Consider the following 18,235-nt stretch of genomic DNA (forward strand, 5'->3'; position numbering starts at 1 on the left):
GTCGTCGATCTTCACGTACAGTGCGGTCACGAGGGTGTTCAAGTTCGTCGTCACAAACGATCATGAACACCCTCTCTTCGTACCCGCAGGCATTCGGAAAGACTCGTCTAGGGGCCACTGTGACGTATTCGCCGCCGCCCGGTGCGCCTCGGGCGCGCATTCCTGGTCCGCAGCAGCCGCCGCCGGGGTATCCGCGGATCCGGGCGGGGCTGTGGAGGCGTGCACTGGGGGGTGGACTCGGGCTGTGGGCGGCGACGGCGGTGGTGACGTATGCGACCGGCAGTACGACGTTGCTGCCGACGCTGATCCTGCTGGGGAGTTTCCTGGTGCCGGTGACGTTCGTGCTGTGGGCGTACGAGCGGCACGGGCGGGATCTGGGGGTGAGTGTGCTGCTGGGGTGTTTTCTGACCGGGGGGACGCTCGGGGTGCTGGGGGCGTCGGTCATGGAGACGTATCTGCTGCGCCCCTCCGCTTGGATGTTCGTCGGAGTCGGGGTGATCGAGGAGGCCGTGAAGGTCGGGGCGCTGATGCTGGTGGTGCGGCGGCAGGTGCGGCTCAGGGGGATGCGGGCGGGGCTGGTGCTGGGGGCGAGCGTGGGGTTCGGGTTCGCGGCGCTGGAGAGCGCCGGGTACGCGTTCGACGCCGCCATGTCGGCCGAGGGGATCGATCTGCGGGCGCTGGTGGAGACGGAGGTGCTCAGAGGGCTGCTCGCGCCGTTCGGGCACGGACTGTGGACGGCTGTCGCGGGCGGCGTGCTGCTGTCGTACCGGATGCCGAGCGGGCGGTTCCGGATCACCGGGCCGGTCGTCGGGACGTTTCTCGGCGTGTCGCTGCTGCATGCGGTGTGGGACTCGACGCACGGGATCGCGGTGTGGCTGGTGACGCGGCTGACGAGCGTGAACCTGGAGCGTGGCCTGTTCGAGGTGGGGTACCTGGCGGAGGCTACCCGGCGGCAGGCCCACCTGTTCACGCTGTTCTCGCTCGGCGGGATGGCCTGCGTCGCCCTGTTCGGGGTGGTGTGGGCGCGGTCGCTGGCCCGCCGGGACCCCTCTTGGAGAAATACCCCCTAGGGGTATAGAGTCGGGGACAGAAGGAGCACCGTGGACCCCTCTCGGCCCCTGCTCCCCCATGCCTTCCCGAGGAGTAACGACATGACCGCCTCCACCGACACCGTCACCGCCGTCTACAAGGTCAGCGGCATGAGCTGCGGCCACTGCGAGGGCTCCGTCTCCGGCGAGATCTCGCAGCTCGACGGCGTCAGCTCGGTCAAGGCCGTCGCCTCCAGCGGCGAGGTGACGGTCGTCTCGGCCGCCGAGCTGGACGAGGAGGCCGTCCGCGCGGCGGTCGACGAGGCCGGCTTCGAGCTGGTCGGCCGGGTCTGAGACCCCGTTCCCCCATCCCCCCGACGGGCCGTACGACCGACCGGTCAGGTACGGCCCGTCGCGCATTTCTGGAGTACGGAGATGTCCAGCACGCACGCGCCGACGGCCCCGGAGACAGCCGAGGTCGAGCTGATCATCGGCGGCATGACCTGCGCCACCTGCGCCGTCCGCATCGAGAAGAAGCTCAACCGGATGGACGGCGTCGAGGCGACCGTCAACTACGCGACCGAGAAAGCCCGGGTGAGTTACCCCCCGGGGGTAGCCGTCACCGATCTGATCGCGACGGTCGTCAAAACCGGGTACACGGCCGAGGAACCCGCGCGCGTGGAGCCCGTTTCGGACAACGAGGCCCAGGACGGCGCTCCTGGGGGCGACGGAAACGACAGAAAGGGCACCGATCCGGAACTGAGCGTTCTCCGGCACCGCCTGCTGGTGTCCCTCGCCCTCGCGGTTCCCGTGATCCTCCTGTCAATGATCCCGTCCCTCCAGTTCGACAACTGGCAGTGGCTGACACTGACGCTCGCCGCGCCCGTCGTCGTCTGGGGCGGCTGGCCCTTCCACAGGGCCGCCTGGACGAACCTGCGGCACGGCTCCTCGACGATGGACACGCTGGTGTCCGCGGGGACGGCCGCCGCGTTCGGCTGGTCCCTGTGGGCGCTGTTCTTCGGCGACGCCGGGATGCCCGGGATGCGGCACGGCTTCGAGCTCACCGCCTCGCGCGCGGACGCGTCGTCCGCGCTGTACCTCGAAGTGGCCGCCGGAGCGACCACGTTCCTGCTGCTCGGCCGGTACCTGGAGGCGCGCGCGAAGCGGCGTTCCGGGGCGGCGCTGCGGGCGCTGATGGAGCTGGGCGCCAAGGACGTGGCCGTCCTGCGGGACGGGCGCGAGATACGGGTCCCGATCGGTGAGCTGAAGGCCGGTGACCGGTTCGTCGTGCGGCCCGGGGAGAAGGTCGCGACGGACGGAGTCGTCGTCGAGGGGTCGTCCGCCGTGGACGCGTCGATGCTGACCGGGGAGTCCGTGCCGGTCGACGTGGGGCCCGGGGACACCGTCGCCGGGGCGACCGTCAACGCCGGGGGGCGACTCGTCGTCGAGGCCACGCGCGTGGGCGCCGATACGCAACTCGCGCGGATGGCGCGGCTCGTGGAGGACGCGCAGAGCGGGAAGGCGCGGGTGCAGCGGCTGGCCGACCGGATCGCCGGGGTGTTCGTGCCGGCGGTGCTGCTGATCGCCGCCGCGACCTTCGGGGGGTGGCTCGGGGCGACCGGTGACACGGTGGCCGCGTTCACCGCCGCCGTCGCCGTGCTGATCATCGCGTGCCCGTGCGCGCTGGGGCTGGCGACGCCGACCGCGCTGCTGGTGGGGACCGGCCGGGGGGCTCAGCTCGGGATCCTGATCAAGGGTCCCGAGGTGCTGGAGTCGACGCGGCGGGTCGACACCGTCGTCCTCGACAAGACGGGGACGGTGACGACGGGGCGGATGACGCTGCGGGAGGTGTACGCGGTCGAGGGGACCGGTGAGGAGGAGGTGCTGCGGCTCGCGGGGGCGCTGGAGCACGCGTCCGAGCACCCCGTCGCGAGGGCGATCGCCGCAGGGGCCGCTGAGCGGGTCGGGGAGCTGCCGGAGGCCTCAGGGTTCGAGAACGTGCCCGGGAGGGGCGTACGCGGCCGTGTGGGCGGCCTGGAGGTGGCTGTGGGCCGGCTCTTCGAGACGGTTCCCGAGGACGTCGCCCGGGTGCGGGAGGCGGCCGAGCGGGAGGGGCGGACCGCCGTCGTCGTCGGGTGGGACGGGCGCGCGCGGGGGGTGCTCGCGGTCGCGGACGCGGTGAAGGAGACCAGCGCGCAGGCTGTGCGGGAGCTGCGGGCGCTCGGGCTCACGCCGGTGCTGCTGACCGGGGACAACCGGGTCGTCGCCGAAGCCGTCGCGGCCGAGGTGGGGATCGACGAGGTGATCGCGGAGGTCCTGCCGGAGGACAAGGTGGCCGCCGTGCGGCGCTTGCAGGGCGAGGGGCGGGTCGTCGCGATGGTCGGGGACGGGGTCAACGACGCCGCCGCGCTCGCGCAGGCCGATCTGGGGCTCGCGATGGGGACCGGGACGGACGCGGCGATCGAGGCGGGCGACCTCACGCTCGTCCGGGGCGACCTCTGGGCGGCCGCCGACGCGATCCGGCTCTCCCGCAAGACGCTCTCGACCATCAAGGGCAACCTCGTGTGGGCGTTCGGCTACAACGTCGCCGCGCTGCCGCTGGCCGCCGCCGGTCTGCTCAATCCGATGATCGCGGGGGCGGCGATGGCCTTCTCCTCGGTGTTCGTCGTCACGAACAGCCTCCGACTGCGTACGTTCCGCTGAGAATCGACGCGAGTTACCATTGGTTACAGGGAGTTGGTTCAATTTGATACCACCGGATATGACAATCCCCCTGGAGTCCGGGCAGCACCTCACATAAGCTCTTCACAAGGCTCGCGCATCTTCACCACGCGAGAGCCCCGGTCGCCGTATCCGGTCACTTGCGCACCAAACGGGACACGCGCGAGAGACACAGATCACAGTGATGTGAACGTAACCATCGAAGGGGCTCGAAGGTCTAAGTTGACGGTGTCAGGAAGCGTCTTGGGGGGCGCCGACTGGCATCCGGGGATGTCTTGGGGGACCTCTCCGGAGATGCGTTGCCGGGACACGTACAACGGGAAGCTTTGAGCGGCCATCCCCGCGTGCGCGTCCCGGCAGATCGCAGAACCTGACGGCACGGCGACTTTTGCTCGTTCCGCTCACGCACAACCGCATACGCAGTACACAGCACAGCGATTCAGGCGCTGTCCTCCGAAACGCCCGGCCGGATCCCGTGGGGGGAATCCGCACCGGGACATGGGAAGGCGCCCTGGACGTCGGCCCGTGGGGGGACCGGCGCCAGGGCGCCTTCTGCTGTCCGGGGGTGTTTTCGTGCCTCCCGCGCGTGTGCGGCGATTTCTTCGACTCCCGCGCGCGGAAAAGCTTTTCCATTCATCCCGCGCACGGAAAAAGCGGAAAGTCTTTTCCGCCGCCAGTGCCTGCCGTCAGTGCTGGACCAGCCCGCCGACCGGAACACCGGGGACATGACCGGACGCCGGGCGCGTGCGCGCCAGGGCGAGTCCGACGTCCACGAGGGACGACCGGCGCAGGCGGACGACCTCGGGGAACGGCGTCCAGACCGACTCCGCGACCTCTCCCCCGGGCTCGGGCCGCAGCTCGCCGCCGGTGATGCGCACCGCGTAGAAGACGCCGACGTTCTGATGCGGCACACCCGCGCGCGCCTGCGCTGCGGGGATCACCCGCGAATCGACGCCCAGCAGGCGCTCGACGACCCCGTCGCAGCCCGTCTCCTCGGCGACCTCCCGGACCACCGCGTCGTACGGGTCCTCCCCGTGCTCGACCCCGCCGCCCGGCAGCGTCCAGACGGGCTCGCCCCGCTGCGGTACGCACCGGGCGAGCAGAAGTCGGCCGTCCTCTATGCACACCGCGTACGCGGCCAGCCGGAAACTCATGCCCGGCATTGTCCCCGCACCGCCCACGCGCGGGGGCTGCGTTTCTCAGATCGCGTAGTGCCACACCGTGAGCATGTACGCGCCGTACCAGGAGCCGAAGAGCGCGGCGACGGCCAGGGCGACGATCGCCGTCGCCGTGCGCACGCGCGCGAGTGCGCGTGCGACGGGGATCACGAAGACGAGCGCGGGGATCAGGAGGCGCAGCTTCGAGTGGTAGTAGTTGCTCTGCCCCAGGGTCAGCAGGAGGACGACCGTGCCGTAGACGGCGAGCGGGGGCCAGACGCGGTCGCGCCAGGCCGCTGCCGTGGCGGCGGCCAGCGCCGTCAGGAGCAGGGCCGTGCTGACGGGGATCCAGCCGTCGGACTTGGTGAAGGTGTCGCCGAGGAAGCCGAAGAAGGAGACGCCGTTGTCCCAGCGGGTGCCCCAGCCGGCCTCCTGGATCTTGAACCAGGCGTCGGGCACGCCGGTGCGCAGGGCGACCCACAGGAGGTAGCCGGGGACGCCGCAGTAGGACAGCAGGAGGGCGGCCAGAGGGCGCCAGGTGACGCGGCCCTCGCGGCGGAGGTGGAGGGCCACCGCGACGGCCAGAGCGGCCATCAGGGCGACCGCGACCGGGCGGGTGAGGCCCGCCAGGAGGATCAGGGCGCCGGCCGTCAGCCACGCCTTGCGGCGGATCGCGAGGAGGCCGCCCGCCGCGAACGCGAGGAACAGCGACTCGCTGTAGGTCATCAGGAAGACGAGCGCCATGGGCTGGGCGCAGGCGACGAGGAACGTCGCGATGGACGCGGTGCGGCGGTCGTAGAGGTCCAGCAGGAGGCGGTGCAGGCAGACGAGCGCGGCTATGAGCGCAAGGTGCGCGGCTATGAGTCCGGCGGTGTCGTAGTCCAGGAAGGTCAGCGTGTGGACCGCGCGGACCAGGAGGGGGTACGTCGGGAAGAAGGCCAGGGTGCCGCCCTTGAGGCCGTCCGGGCCGATCGCGAAGTCGTGCGGGTAGCCGCTGCGGGCTATCTCCAGGAACCACTGCCCGTCCCAGGAGCTCAGCCGCTCGCGCACACCCTGGTCGCCCGGCGGGTTCATGAGGGCCAGCAGGACGAGGTGCGAGACCAGCGCGACGCCGTACACCGCGAGCGGGAAGCGGGCCACGCGGGCGGCCCGGCGCAGGGGGGTCCAGCGCCGGCGGGTGTTCCACGGGTCCGGGGGCGGGGCCGGGACGCGCACCTCGGGCGGCAGGGGGCCGCGGGCCGGCAGGGGCAGGGGGGCGGACGGCATGGAGGAACTCGCCATTCTTTCTTCGGGAAAGCGGTGGTGCGAAGGCCGGTGGTGAAATCGGCTTCCTCAGCCGGGGCCCGGACTCGGATACGGGCGGGATTCCGGGAGCGGCAGGCGATGTCCGGGAGGAAATCCGAGCGGGCTCGCATTCGGCGGGTAATAGCGATGGGTCACGGTCGGGTGACTCATCGAAAACACCAGCGCGACCGCGACGAGTAACAGCGTGGCGGCGGCGCACGAGCCGAGAAGAGTGGCCCTGTACGGGTGCGACAGCATGACGGCGTCTCCGGGCGTGGATCGGTGGGGGGTCCCCAGGAGCCGGATATCGCATGGCAGCGCGGAATTCGCCTCGCGGCCTCACGATTACCTGTTCGATCCTCTCACGCGGCAGATAGCGCAAATAGACCGGCAGCTTACTTGAAATGTAAAGCTTCGATCTCGATTGTGAATCGACGGTGAAAGGTGAGCGCCGTTCGGATACTGATCGGTCGCTTTTCCCGACCGCCCGGAATCACGCGTTCACACCCCGTTGTCAGACCCCGCCGGTACCGTCGGATCATGTCCAGTCAGGCGACGACCCTCGAAGGCGTACTCGAACGCATCACGTACGCGAACGAGGACAACGGCTACACCATCGCACGGGTAGACACCGGCCGAGGCGCCGGCGACCTCCTCACGGTCGTCGGGGCGCTCCTCGGCGCGCAGGTCGGGGAGTCGCTGCGGATGGAGGGCCGCTGGGGCTCGCATCCGCAGTACGGCAAGCAGTTCACCGTCGAGAACTACACGACCGTCCTCCCGGCGACCGTCCAGGGCATCCGGCGCTATCTCGGCTCCGGTCTGGTCAAGGGCATCGGCCCGGTCTTCGCCGACCGCATCACCCAGCACTTCGGCATGGACACCCTGCGGATCATCGAGGAGGAGCCGAAGCGGCTGATCGAGGTCCCGGGGCTCGGTCCGAAGCGGACGAAGAAGATCTTCGACGCCTGGGAGGAGCAGAAGGCGATCAAGGAGGTCATGCTCTTCCTCCAGACCGTCGAGGTGTCGACGTCGATCGCGGTGCGGATCTACAAGAAGTACGGCGACGCCTCGATCTCGGTCGTCAAGAACCAGCCCTACCGCCTCGCCGCCGACGTCTGGGGCATCGGGTTCCTCACCGCCGACAAGATCGCCCAGTCCGTCGGCATCCCGCACGACAGTCCGGAGCGCGTGAAGGCGGGCCTCCAGTACGCGCTGTCCCAGTCCGCCGACCAGGGCAACTGCTACCTCCCCGAGGAGCGCCTCATCGCCGACGCGGTGAAGCTCCTCCAGGTGGACACCGGGCTCGTCATCGAGTGCCTGGCGGAACTCGCGGCGCCCCCGGAGGACGGCGAGGACCCCGGCGTCGTCCGCGAGAAGGTCCCCGGACCCGACGGCGAGCCGGTGACGGCCGTCTATCTGGTGCCGTTCCACCGCGCGGAGCTGTCGCTCTCCGGGCAGTTGCTGCGGCTGCTGCGCACCGACGAGGACCGGATGCCGGGGTTCCGGGACGTCGTCTGGGAGAAGGCGCTCGGCTGGCTCAAGGGGCGTACGGGGGTGGCGCTCGCGCCGGAGCAGGAGGCGGCCGTGCGGCTCGCGCTGAGCGAGAAGGTCGCGGTGCTGACGGGCGGGCCGGGGTGCGGGAAGTCGTTCACCGTGCGGTCGATCGTGGAGCTGGCGCGCGCGAAGAAGGCCAAGGTGGTGCTGGCCGCGCCGACCGGGCGCGCGGCGAAGCGGCTCGCGGAGCTGACGGGGGCCGAGGCGTCCACCGTCCACCGGTTGCTGGAGCTGAAGCCCGGCGGGGACGCGGCGTACGACCGGGAGAGGCCGCTGGACGCGGATCTCGTCGTCGTCGACGAGGCGTCGATGCTGGACCTGCTGCTCGCCAACAAGCTGGTGAAGGCCGTCGCGCCGGGGGCGCATCTGCTGTTCGTGGGGGATGTCGACCAGTTGCCGAGCGTCGGCGCGGGTGAGGTGCTGCGGGATCTGCTCGCCGAGGGCGGGCCGGTGCCGGCCGTCCGGCTGACGCAGGTGTTCCGGCAGGCCCAGCAGTCGGGCGTGGTGACCAACGCGCACCGGATCAACGCCGGGCAGCATCCGGTGACGGACGGAATGGCCGACTTCTTCCTGTTCGTGGAGGACGACACGGAGGAGGCGGGCAAGCTCGCGGTGGACGTCGCCGCGCGGCGGATACCGGCGAAGTTCGGGCTGGATCCGCGCCGGGACGTCCAGGTCCTGGCGCCGATGCACCGGGGGCCCGCCGGTGCCGGGAACCTCAACGGGCTGCTTCAGCAGGTCATCACGCCGGGCCGGCCCGACGTCCCCGAGCGGCGGTTCGGCGGGCGGGTCTTCCGGGTCGGCGACAAGGTCACGCAGATCCGCAACAACTACGACAAGGGGGCCAACGGCGTCTTCAACGGCACCGTCGGCGTCATCACCTCACTCGACCCGGTGGAGCAGTGCCTCACCGTGCTGACGGACGAGGACGAGGAGGTGAGCTACGACTTCGACGAGCTGGACGAGCTGGCGCACGCGTACGCCGTCACCATTCACCGCTCCCAGGGCAGTGAATATCCCGCTGTGGTGATCCCCGTCACGACGGGAGCATGGATGATGCTTCAGCGGAACCTGCTGTATACGGCCGTCACGCGCGCGAAGCGGCTGGTGGTGCTCGTGGGGTCACGCAAGGCGATCGGGCAGGCGGTGCGGACGGTGTCGGCGGGGCGCAGGTGCACGGCGCTGGACTTTCGGCTGGCCCAGGGGTGAGGACGTGAGCCTGCGAAGCCGGGCCTGTGAAGTCGTGGGAAAAAATGATCGATCAAATGAGTCACGAAGGTCACAGAGCACTTCCGGAAGCGGAACAAAGGCGGCAGGATGGTGAAGTTGGCGGCACTGAGTGCCGCCGACACGCCCGATGGCCGACCCCGAGTGCACTCTCCTGCGCCGAATGGGGGATGGTAGAGACAGTCAGGGCAACCTCGAAGATGAGGCACAACGTCGGTGAGGGAAGACGTGAGCGACAACTCAGTAGTACTGCGGTACGGCGACGGCGAGTACACCTACCCGGTGATCGACAGCACCGTCGGTGACAAGGGCTTCGACATCGGGAAGCTCCGCGCCCAGACCGGTCTCGTAACGCTCGACAGCGGCTACGGCAACACCGCCGCCTATAAATCCGCGATCACCTACCTCGACGGCGAGGCGGGCATCCTCCGCTACCGGGGTTACCCGATCGAGCAGCTGGCCGAGCGCTCCACGTTCCTGGAGGTCGCCTACCTGCTGATCAACGGGGAGCTGCCGACCGTCGACGAACTCGCCACCTTCAAGAGCGAGATCACGCAGCACACCCTGCTGCACGAGGACGTCAAGAACTTCTACCGGGGGTTCCCGCGCGACGCCCACCCGATGGCGATGCTGTCGTCGGTCGTCTCCGCGCTGTCGACGTTCTACCAGGACAGCCACAACCCGTTCGACGAGAAGCAGCGCAACCTCTCGACGATCAGGCTGCTCGCCAAGCTTCCGACGATCGCCGCGTACGCGTACAAGAAGTCCGTCGGGCACCCGTTCGTCTACCCGCGCAACGACCTCGGGTACGTCGAGAACTTCCTGCGGATGACGTTCTCCGTCCCCGCGCAGGACTACGACCTCGACCCCGTCGTCGTCGCGGCGCTCGACAAGCTGCTCATCCTGCACGCCGACCACGAGCAGAACTGCTCGACGTCGACGGTCCGCCTGGTGGGCTCCTCGCAGGCGAACATGTTCGCCTCCATCTCCGCCGGCATCAACGCGCTGTGGGGTCCGCTGCACGGCGGTGCCAACCAGTCCGTGCTGGAGATGCTGGAGGGCATCCAGGCCAGCGGTGGTGACGTCGACTCCTTCATCCGCAAGGTGAAGAACAAGGAGGACGGCGTCCGGCTGATGGGCTTCGGGCACCGGGTCTACAAGAACTTCGACCCCCGCGCGAAGATCATCAAGGCCGCCGCGCACGACGTCCTCTCGGCTCTCGGCAAGTCCGACGAGCTGCTGGACATCGCGCTGAAGCTGGAGGAGCACGCGCTGTCCGACGACTACTTCGTGTCGCGCAGCCTGTACCCCAACGTCGACTTCTACACCGGGCTGATCTACCGGGCCATGGGCTTCCCGACGGAGATGTTCACGGTGCTGTTCGCGCTGGGCCGCCTTCCCGGGTGGATCGCCCAGTGGCACGAGATGATCAAGGAGCCCGGTTCGCGCATCGGGCGTCCGCGCCAGATCTACACGGGCGTGGTGGAGCGGGACTTCGTTCCGGTCGAGGCGCGTTAGTCGCTCGCTTGAGCGTGTGGGTTCAGGGCTCTTTCGTCTGTGGACGGGAGGGCCCTTGGCCTTTGGTGGCGCGGGGAGGCTCATGGGGGTGCGGCATCATGCCAAACGCTTACGTGCGTTGGGTACCTTCGAAAACCGGTGCGATCCCCCCACTGACCACGCACCGCGCATGGAGATGCAGTGCTGCACGACCTCGCCGTCCCCCCGGATCCGCTCTGCACCGAGTCGCTGACCGTGGCTCTGGTGAGCCGTCACGGCGGTCGGCCGTCCGCCCTGGCCAACGTCGAGAGCCGGCTGGTCGAAGAGCCGCACGAGATTCGCGCGAGCGACGACGTCGTGCTGTTCTACGGCCCTGACGCGGTGCGGGAACTGGAGCTGTTCTCGGCCGAGTTGGAGAGTGGTCTGCCGCCCGTCGCGGTGCTGGCACGCCGGCTCGACTGGCAGGACGTGGGGCAGGCCCTGGATCACGGCGCCAACAGCTACCTGCTGGAGAGCGGTCACGTCTCACAGTGCCTCCCGTGGATGCTGCTGTGGACGGCGCGCGGGGGAAGCTGCCTCGATCCGGCGATCACCGCTGAACCCGGGAAGGTCGTCAGCTGGGTGCGGGCCCAGGAGGGCGGGAAGCGGCACGGGTTTCGCAAGCTCTCCGCGCGGGAGCGGCAGGTCATGGAACTGCTCGCCGCGGGGCAGGGCGTCCGGGACATCGCCCAGGACATGTTCCTGACGGAGAAGACGGTGCGGAACTATCTGAGCCGCATATACGGGAAGCTTGACGTGCGGTGCCGGTCCGAGGCCATTCTTCGCTGGCTCGGGCATCTGGGCGGCGGGACGTACGGCGAGGCGCGGACGCTGACGGGGGTGTCCGGACGGCGCGGCTGAGGTGATGCCGTGACTGTTCGTTCCGTCGCGGCGTGTTCTGTCGTCGCGTGTTCTGTCGTGGTGCGCGCGAAGGGTTGGGCCCGGATTTCCGGGGCCAACCCTTCTGTCGCGTACGTCAGTTGACGTTCAGGACGCCCGGCGGCGGGCCGGGCGGAAGCCGGTCAGGCCTGTCGGCAAGCGGCGCCGCTGCCGTCGGCCCAGCCGGCGTCGGTGCAGACGAACATGGCCGAGTTCGAGACACGGACCTGCACGCGCGAGAAGTTCCCGCTGCTCGGCTTGGGACCGTTGTACGAGGCCGTGTAGCCGATGCCGGGGCCGACCTTGCTTCCCCGGCAGGAGCCGTCGCTGAACACGTCGATCGTGAACGTGGTGCCCTCGCCCACCTGGATACCCGTGTTGATGTTGGCGTTGCGGTCCGCCGGGCGGCCGGCGCAGAACGCGCCCGTGCCTGGGATGCTCACCTGAAGGCTGTTGGCGTTGTTGGGAATGCTGACCGCCCCGCCCTGGACGAAGAGCGGGACGTTGCCGCCGTCCCGGTCGGCCAGCGCGGCGTAGGCGGTACCGCCGGTCATGGCGACCATGCCGAGGCCCAGTCCGCCAACGGCCAGCAGACCCAGGGACTTGTTCAGGAGACGACGCCCGTTCGGGCGAATCGACGTGAGCACAGTGGCTCCTCTCGTTTCGGTGGATGTGTCCTGATCAGGATTTCCGCACGGAAACAGAGGTGATAGAGGCAAATGACCTCAACTCCCGAGTAGGGAGGGGGTGGGAAGGGGACTCAAAAAATCTTCAAGAAGCCGTACAACCCTTCCCCGCCTCGGCCGGTCGTACTGTGTGTCGGGAACCTTGGAGGGGGATCTGGGGGGATCATGAGGGTTCCGGCACGGAGGGGGAAACGCCGAGGGGCCCGGTCGACGGACGGGGCCCCTCGAAGCATCTTCGGCTCAACTGCGGTTCGTCTACGGCTCATCCGCCGCTCAGAAGAAAACCCCGCACCGCAGCAGCACGTTCGCGTACGGCCGGGCCTCCCCCGTCCGCACCACCAACCGCGCCCCGGCGGACAGTTCCTTCAGCTTCTCGTGCGACACGTAGGCGAGTTCACCGAAGCTCCCCGCCAGCAGCCCGGCGGCAGCGGGGTTCGCCTCCCGCACCTCCTCCGCCGCGACGGCCCCCTCGACCACCAACTCGTCGAGCAGCCCGGCGAGTACGTCCTCGAACGACGGCACCCCCGCCCGGAACGCCAGGTCCACCACCCGGGGCCCGTCCGGAATCGGCATCCCCGCGTCACACACGAGCACCCCGTCGCCGTGGCCCAACTCCGCGATGGCACCGGCGAGATGACGGTTCAGAATCCCACCCTTCTTCACAGGGCCTCGACCTCCTCGGCCGTCGGGAACGACTCCTGCGCACCCCTCCGCGTCACCGCGACCGCCCCGACCCGGGCGGCATAGGCGGCGGCCTCCGCCAGGGCGGAACCCGCCCCCAACTTCCAGGCCAGCGCGGCCGTGAACGAGTCCCCGGCGCCGGTCGTGTCGACGGCGTCGACCTTCACGGACGGCACCCGGACGACGTCACCGTCGGCGGACGCGACCAATGCCCCCTCCGAACCCAGCGTCACGACAACCGACTTGGGCCCGCTCGCGAGCAACTCCCGCGCCCAGTCGGCGGGATCGTCCCCGATCTCCCCGCCGCCCAGGATCACCTGAGCCTCGTGCTCGTTGACGATCAGCGGATCGCACGCGGCGAGCACCTCGGCGGGCAGCTCGCGCGGCGGCGAGGGGTTCAGCACGAACCGTGTGCCGGACGGCAGTTGCCGTACCACCTCCACGACCGACTCCAGCGGGATCTCCAACTGCGCCGACACCACCCGCGATGCGTGCAGCAGCGGCCCCGCGGCCCGGACGTCCTGCGGTGTGAGTCGCCCGTTCGCGCCGGGCGACACCACGATGCTGTTGTCGCCCGACGGGTCGACGGTGATCAGCGCGACGCCGGTCGGCGCCCCGCCCACCAGCACGCCCGCCGTGTCGACCCCGGCGCCCTGCTGCGACTCCAGCAGCAGCCGCCCGTTCGCGTCGTCCCCGACCCGTGCGAGGAGCGCCGTCCGCGCCCCCAACCGGGCGGCGGCGACAGCCTGGTTGGCGCCCTTGCCGCCGGGGTGGACGGCGAGGTCGGAGCCGAGCACCGTCTCTCCGGCGCCGGGCCTGCGCTCGACGCCGATCACGAGATCGGCGTTGGCCGACCCGACGACCAGCAGGTCGTAGTCGTACATGTAACTCCCCAATCAAGCGGGCCAATCAAGCGAGTTGGGCGAAACGCCCATGGGGGCGGCCCGGGGACCCGTGAGTCCCGGACCGCCCCTCGGACCGTTTCAGCCGCTGAACCCGGCCACGTTCTCCTTGGTGACCACCTTCACCGGCACCTTGATGGTCTCCTCGACCTTCTCGCCCTTGATCGCCTTGAGCGCGTTGTCCACGGCGATCCTGCCGAGCTGCGACGGCTGCTGGGCGATCGACGCGTACAGCGTGCCCTGCTCAACTGCATTGAGCCCGTCGGGAGTTCCGTCGAAGCCGACGACCTGGACGGACTTCCCGGCCTTGGTGCCGAGGGCCTTGGCGGCGCCGAGTGCCATCTCGTCGTTGGCGGCGATGACGCCCTGGACGTCCGGGTGGGCCTGGAGGAGGTTCGACATGACGTCGAGTCCCTTGGTCCGGTCGAAGTCGGCCGGCTGCTGGGCGACGACCTGGATACCCGGGAACGCCTTGAGTCCCTTGGCGAAGCCCTCGGCACGCTCGCGCGCCGCCGACGTGCCGGCCTGGCCCTGGAGGATGACGATCTTCCCGGTGCCGCCGAGCTTCTCGGCCAGCGTCTTCGCCGCCTGCTCACCGCCGGCGACGTTGTCGGAGGCGACCAGCGCGTCCACGTCGGCCTTGTTGACCCCTCGGTCGACGGCGATGACCGGGATCTTCGCCTTGTCCGCAGCCTTCACGGAGTTGCCCGCGGCGTCCGAGTCCACCGGGTTGACGATGATTGCGCCGAGGTTCGAACTGGTGAAGTTCTGGAGCTGGTTGGCCTGCTGGGAGGCGTCGTTCTGCGCGTCGGTGACGGTCAGGTCGATGCCCAGCTTGTTCGCCTCGGCCTGTGCGCCGGAGCGGATCTGGACGAAGAACGGGTTGTTGAGGGTGGAGAGCGAGAGGCCGATCTTCGGGTGGTCCGACTTGGACGACCCGCTGTGCAGGAAGGACGTGGCACCGACGATCGCCACCGTCGCCACCACCGCGATCCCGTACGTGGCGACCTGCTTGCCCTTGCCCCCACCGGGCGCCCCGAACGCCGTCGGCGTGGCCCCGGCCTTGCGCCGGACCGTGTCGAGCAGCACCGCGAGCGCGATGACGACACCGATGACGACCTGCTGCCAGAACGCGGAGACGTTCAGCAGGTTCAGCCCGTTGCGCAGCACCGCGAGGATCAGCGCGCCGATCAGCGTCCCCGAGGCCTTACCCGTACCCCCTGCGAGGGAGGCGCCACCGATGACGACGGCGGCGATGGCGTCCAGCTCGTACCCGCTGGCGGCCTGCGGCTGCGCGGAGGAGAGGCGGGAGGCGAGGACGACACCGGCGACGGCGGCGAAGACGCCGGACATCGCGTAGATGGCGAGCTTCTGGCGCGGTACGCGGAGCCCGGAGAGGCGTGCCGCTTCTTCGTTACCACCGATGGCGTACATCGAACGGCCGATGTACGTACGGCCGAGGACGAACGCGGTGATGAGGCCCATGGCGACCATCACGAGCACCGGCACCGGCAGCCAGCCGCCGAGCGTGTCGCCCAGGTGGGAGATCGAGTCCGGGAACGCGATCGGCGACCCGTCCGAGATGACCAGCGCGAGGCCGCGGCCCACCGACAGCATCGCGAGCGTCGCGATGAACGGCGGCAGCTTGCCGTACGAGATCAGGAAGCCGTTTATGAGACCGGCGGCGATACCGGTCGCCAGCGCCAGCAGCACCGCGAGGAACACCGGTACCCCGTGCGACGTGGCGCTCCACGCCAGCACGGTCGCGGAGAGCGCGGCGACCGAACCGACCGACAGGTCGATGCCCGCCGAGACGATCACGAAGGTCACGCCGAAGGCGAGGATGGCCGTCACGGCCGCCTGGACGCCGATGTTCAGCAGGTTGTCGGTGGTCAGGAAGTCACCCGACAGCGCCGACATGGCGATGACGAGGACGATCAGCGCGGTCAGCGCGCCGTTGTCGAGCAGCAGGCGGCGCACCGCCGCGGCGCCACCGGCGCCCGTACCGCTCTTGAGCGTTTCAGCGGCCACGGGGGGCCTCCAGTTCGGTAGTGGGGTTGCTCACGGCCAGCGACATGACCGCGTCCTGCGTGGCGTCGGCGGCGGACAGCTCGCCCGCGATCCGGCCCTGCGCCATCACCAGCACCCGGTCGCTCATCCCGAGCACCTCGGGCAGATCGCTGGAGATCATGAGGACGGCCGCCCCGGCAGCCGTCAGTTCGTTGATCAGCTGGTAGATCTCGACCTTGGCGCCGACGTCGATGCCGCGCGTCGGCTCGTCGAGGATCAGCACCTTCGTGTCGGCGAGGAGCCACTTGCCGATGACGACCTTCTGCTGGTTGCCGCCGGACAGCGTCCGCACGTGCTGCCCGAGCCCGGCCATCCGCACCCCGAGCTGCTCGGCGATCCGCCCGGCCGCGTCCCGCTGGCCCTTGAGGTCGACGATCCCGCCCTTGGTGGCGGCCTTCAGCGTGACCAGCCCGAGGTTCTCCTCGACGGACTGGTCGAGGACGAGCCCCTGGCCCTTGCGGTCCTCAGGTACCAGTCCGATACCGGCAGCCATCGCGGCGCCGACGTCGTGCCCCTTGAGGGAGGCCCCGGAGACCCGGACCGTACCGTGGTCGTACGGGTCGGCCCCGAAGACAGCCCGTACTACTTCGGTACGACCCGCCCCCACCAGACCCGCGATGCCGACGACCTCGCCGGCCCGCACCTCGAAGCTGACGTCGTGGAAGACGCCGTCCCGCGTCAGCCCCTCGACGGAGAGCAGCGCGGCCCCCGTCTCGGCGCGCTCGCGCGGGTACTGCTGCTCGATGGACCGGCCGACCATCAGCCGGACGAGTTCCTCCTCCGGTGTGGAGGCGGGCACCTGGCCGACCGACCTGCCGTCCCGGATGACCGTGACCCGGTCCCCGAGGGCGGCGATCTCCTCCAGGTGGTGCGTGATGAAGACGATGCCGACGCCGTCCTCGCGCAGCTTCCGCACGATGACGAACAGCTTCTCGACCTCTTCGGAGGTCAGCACGGCCGTCGGCTCGTCCATGATCAGGACGCGCGCGTTCAGGCTCAGCGCCTTCGCGATCTCGACCATCTGGAGCCGGGCGATGCCCAGTTCACGCACCCGCGCGCGGGGGGAGACGTTGACGCCGACGCGAGCCAGGAGGACTTCCGCCTCAGCCTCCATCGTCTTGCGGTCGATCATCCCGTACTTGCGCGGCTGGCGGCCCAGGAAGATGTTCTCGGCGATCGTCAGGTCGGGAACGAGGTTGAACTCCTGGTAGATCGTGGCGATCCCGAGCCGCTCGGAGTCCTGCGCACCATGGATGCGCACCTCCTCGCCGCCGGCCAGAATCCGTCCCTCGTCGGGGGTGTAGGCGCCGGAGAGCATCTTGATGAGCGTGCTCTTGCCCGCGCCGTTCTCACCGAGCAGCACATGGACCTCGCCCCGCTTCAGGTCGAAGTCGACGCGGTCCAGCGCGACCACCCCGGGGAAGGTCTTCCTTATGCCCTCGATGCGCAGCAACTCGTCCGCGTTGCTCACGACTGGCTCCTGTTCGTTACGGGGTTCTCGCCGCACGAGCGGCGAACGACGAGACGGGCGGGCAGGGTCACCGATTCCGGCGCCCGCCCCTCGATGCGGTCCACGAGCGCGCGGACGGCGGCCCGCCCCAGCTCGCCGGTGGGCTGCGCGATCGCGGTGACCGGCGGGTCCGTGTGCACGAACCAGCGGATGTCGTCGAACGCGGCGAGTGCGATGTCGTCCGGAATCCGCAGGCCACGCGCGCGGACGGCGTCCAGGGCGCCCAGCGCCATCAGGTTGTCGGCGGCGAACACGACCTGCGGGGGTTCGTCGAGGTCGAGGAACCCCTCGGTGACCCGGCGTCCGCTCTCGGCCTGGAAGTCGCCCTGGCCTATGTACTGGTCGGGCAGCTCAAGTCCGCACTCCTCCAAGGCCGTTCGGAACGCCTCGACGCGTTCCTGACCGGTCGTGGTGGCCGCCGGGCCCGCGATGATCGCGAGCCGCCGGTGGCCCAGCCGGTGCAGGTGCGCGACGAGATCCCGGACCGCCGCGCGGCCGTCCGACCGTACGACGGGGACGTCCACACCCGGGATCCACCGGTCCACGAACACCATCGGCGTCCCGCCGCGCGCGGCCTCCAGCATCAGCGGGGAGCCGCCGTCGGTGGGCGAGACGAGCAGGCCGTCGATCCGGCGGTCGAGCAGGGTGCGTACGTGGTGGTCCTGGAGGTCGGGGCGTTCGTCCGCGTTCCCGATGATCACGCTGTACCCGAGCGCCCGCGCCTCTTCCTCGACGGATCGCGCCAGCTCGGTGAAGTAGGGGTTGAGCACGTCGCTGATCACCAGACCGAGCGTGTGCGTCTGGTCCGTCCGCAGCGATCGGGCGACGGCGTTGGGCCGATACCCGAGCGTCTCGACGGCGGCCCGTACGCGTGCTCGCGCGTCCGCGCTGACCGAGGGGTGCTCGTTCAGGACACGCGACACCGTGGCGACCGAGACTCCCGCCTCGGCCGCGACGTCCTTGATGCTCGCCATGGCCGCCCCACCTCCTCGTGGAATCG

The 18,235-nt window shown here is 69.8% G+C and carries 14 protein-coding genes; 6 read left to right on the forward strand and 8 right to left on the reverse strand.

The features are described 5' to 3' along the window. Positions 1–119 precede the first annotated feature (119 nt). The 3 genes from ACVNF4_RS11615 to ACVNF4_RS11625 all read left to right on the forward strand — a co-directional run bounded on the left by ACVNF4_RS11615 (position 120) and on the right by ACVNF4_RS11625 (position 3,731). A complete protein-coding gene (locus ACVNF4_RS11615) occupies positions 120–1,070 on the forward strand; it encodes a PrsW family intramembrane metalloprotease (RefSeq protein ID WP_461802663.1) in 951 nt (316 codons plus the stop codon). 81 nt (positions 1,071–1,151) lie between these two features. Further along, complete coding sequence (locus tag ACVNF4_RS11620) at positions 1,152–1,382, forward strand: heavy-metal-associated domain-containing protein (protein WP_461802664.1); 231 nt, start codon at positions 1,152–1,154, stop codon at positions 1,380–1,382. A gap of 81 nt (positions 1,383–1,463) precedes the next feature. Further along, the gene (locus ACVNF4_RS11625; RefSeq protein WP_461802665.1) at positions 1,464–3,731 is read left to right on the forward strand and encodes a heavy metal translocating P-type ATPase; all 2,268 of its coding nucleotides are present in this window, start codon (positions 1,464–1,466) and stop codon (positions 3,729–3,731) included. Between the two features lie 704 nt (positions 3,732–4,435). On the opposite strand, the gene ACVNF4_RS11630 is transcribed toward ACVNF4_RS11625, so the two are convergent. Beyond that, entirely contained in the window at positions 4,436–4,903 is a 468-nt protein-coding gene (locus ACVNF4_RS11630) for an NUDIX hydrolase (protein ID WP_461802666.1), read from the reverse strand. 45 nt (positions 4,904–4,948) lie between these two features. Then, a complete protein-coding gene (locus ACVNF4_RS11635) occupies positions 4,949–6,187 on the reverse strand; it encodes a mannosyltransferase family protein (protein WP_461802667.1) in 1,239 nt (412 codons plus the stop codon). 543 nt (positions 6,188–6,730) lie between these two features. On the opposite strand from ACVNF4_RS11635, the gene recD2 reads away from it, so the two are divergent. From recD2 to ACVNF4_RS11650, 3 genes are all read left to right on the forward strand, one after another. Next, positions 6,731–8,953 carry an SF1B family DNA helicase RecD2 gene (gene recD2 / locus ACVNF4_RS11640; RefSeq protein ID WP_461802668.1) on the forward strand — a complete coding sequence of 741 codons (2,223 nt, stop codon included), beginning with the start codon at positions 6,731–6,733 and terminating at the stop codon, positions 8,951–8,953. A 246-nt stretch (positions 8,954–9,199) separates the two neighbouring features. Beyond that, positions 9,200–10,489: a citrate synthase gene (locus ACVNF4_RS11645; protein WP_461802669.1), complete on the forward strand. Its 1,290-nt coding sequence runs from the start codon at positions 9,200–9,202 to the stop codon at positions 10,487–10,489. A gap of 180 nt (positions 10,490–10,669) precedes the next feature. Then, positions 10,670–11,368, forward strand: coding sequence for a helix-turn-helix transcriptional regulator (locus ACVNF4_RS11650; protein ID WP_461802670.1), 699 nt, complete (start codon positions 10,670–10,672; stop codon positions 11,366–11,368). 161 nt (positions 11,369–11,529) lie between these two features. On the opposite strand, the gene ACVNF4_RS11655 is transcribed toward ACVNF4_RS11650, so the two are convergent. The 6 genes from ACVNF4_RS11655 to ACVNF4_RS11680 all read right to left on the reverse strand — a co-directional run bounded on the left by ACVNF4_RS11655 (position 11,530) and on the right by ACVNF4_RS11680 (position 18,209). After that, positions 11,530–12,033: a hypothetical protein gene (locus ACVNF4_RS11655; protein ID WP_461802671.1), complete on the reverse strand. Its 504-nt coding sequence runs from the start codon at positions 12,031–12,033 to the stop codon at positions 11,530–11,532. A gap of 312 nt (positions 12,034–12,345) precedes the next feature. After that, entirely contained in the window at positions 12,346–12,735 is a 390-nt protein-coding gene (gene rbsD / locus ACVNF4_RS11660) for a D-ribose pyranase (RefSeq protein ID WP_461802672.1), read from the reverse strand. After that, complete coding sequence (locus tag ACVNF4_RS11665; RefSeq protein ID WP_461802673.1) at positions 12,732–13,637, reverse strand: ribokinase; 906 nt, start codon at positions 13,635–13,637, stop codon at positions 12,732–12,734. The genes rbsD and ACVNF4_RS11665 overlap by 4 nt, the downstream gene beginning before the upstream one ends. 99 nt (positions 13,638–13,736) lie before the next feature. Beyond that, complete coding sequence (locus ACVNF4_RS11670) at positions 13,737–15,686, reverse strand: ABC transporter permease/substrate-binding protein (protein WP_461802674.1); 1,950 nt, start codon at positions 15,684–15,686, stop codon at positions 13,737–13,739. Next, positions 15,676–17,196 (reverse strand): sugar ABC transporter ATP-binding protein, encoded by a 1,521-nt coding sequence (locus ACVNF4_RS11675; RefSeq protein WP_461802675.1) that lies wholly within the window; start codon positions 17,194–17,196, stop codon positions 15,676–15,678. The genes ACVNF4_RS11670 and ACVNF4_RS11675 overlap by 11 nt, the downstream gene beginning before the upstream one ends. Beyond that, positions 17,193–18,209, reverse strand: a complete 1,017-nt coding sequence (locus ACVNF4_RS11680; protein ID WP_461802676.1) for a LacI family DNA-binding transcriptional regulator — start codon at positions 18,207–18,209, stop codon at positions 17,193–17,195. The genes ACVNF4_RS11675 and ACVNF4_RS11680 overlap by 4 nt, the downstream gene beginning before the upstream one ends. Positions 18,210–18,235 lie beyond the last annotated feature (26 nt).

It is taken from the genome of Streptomyces sp. S6, from assembly GCF_054880855.1.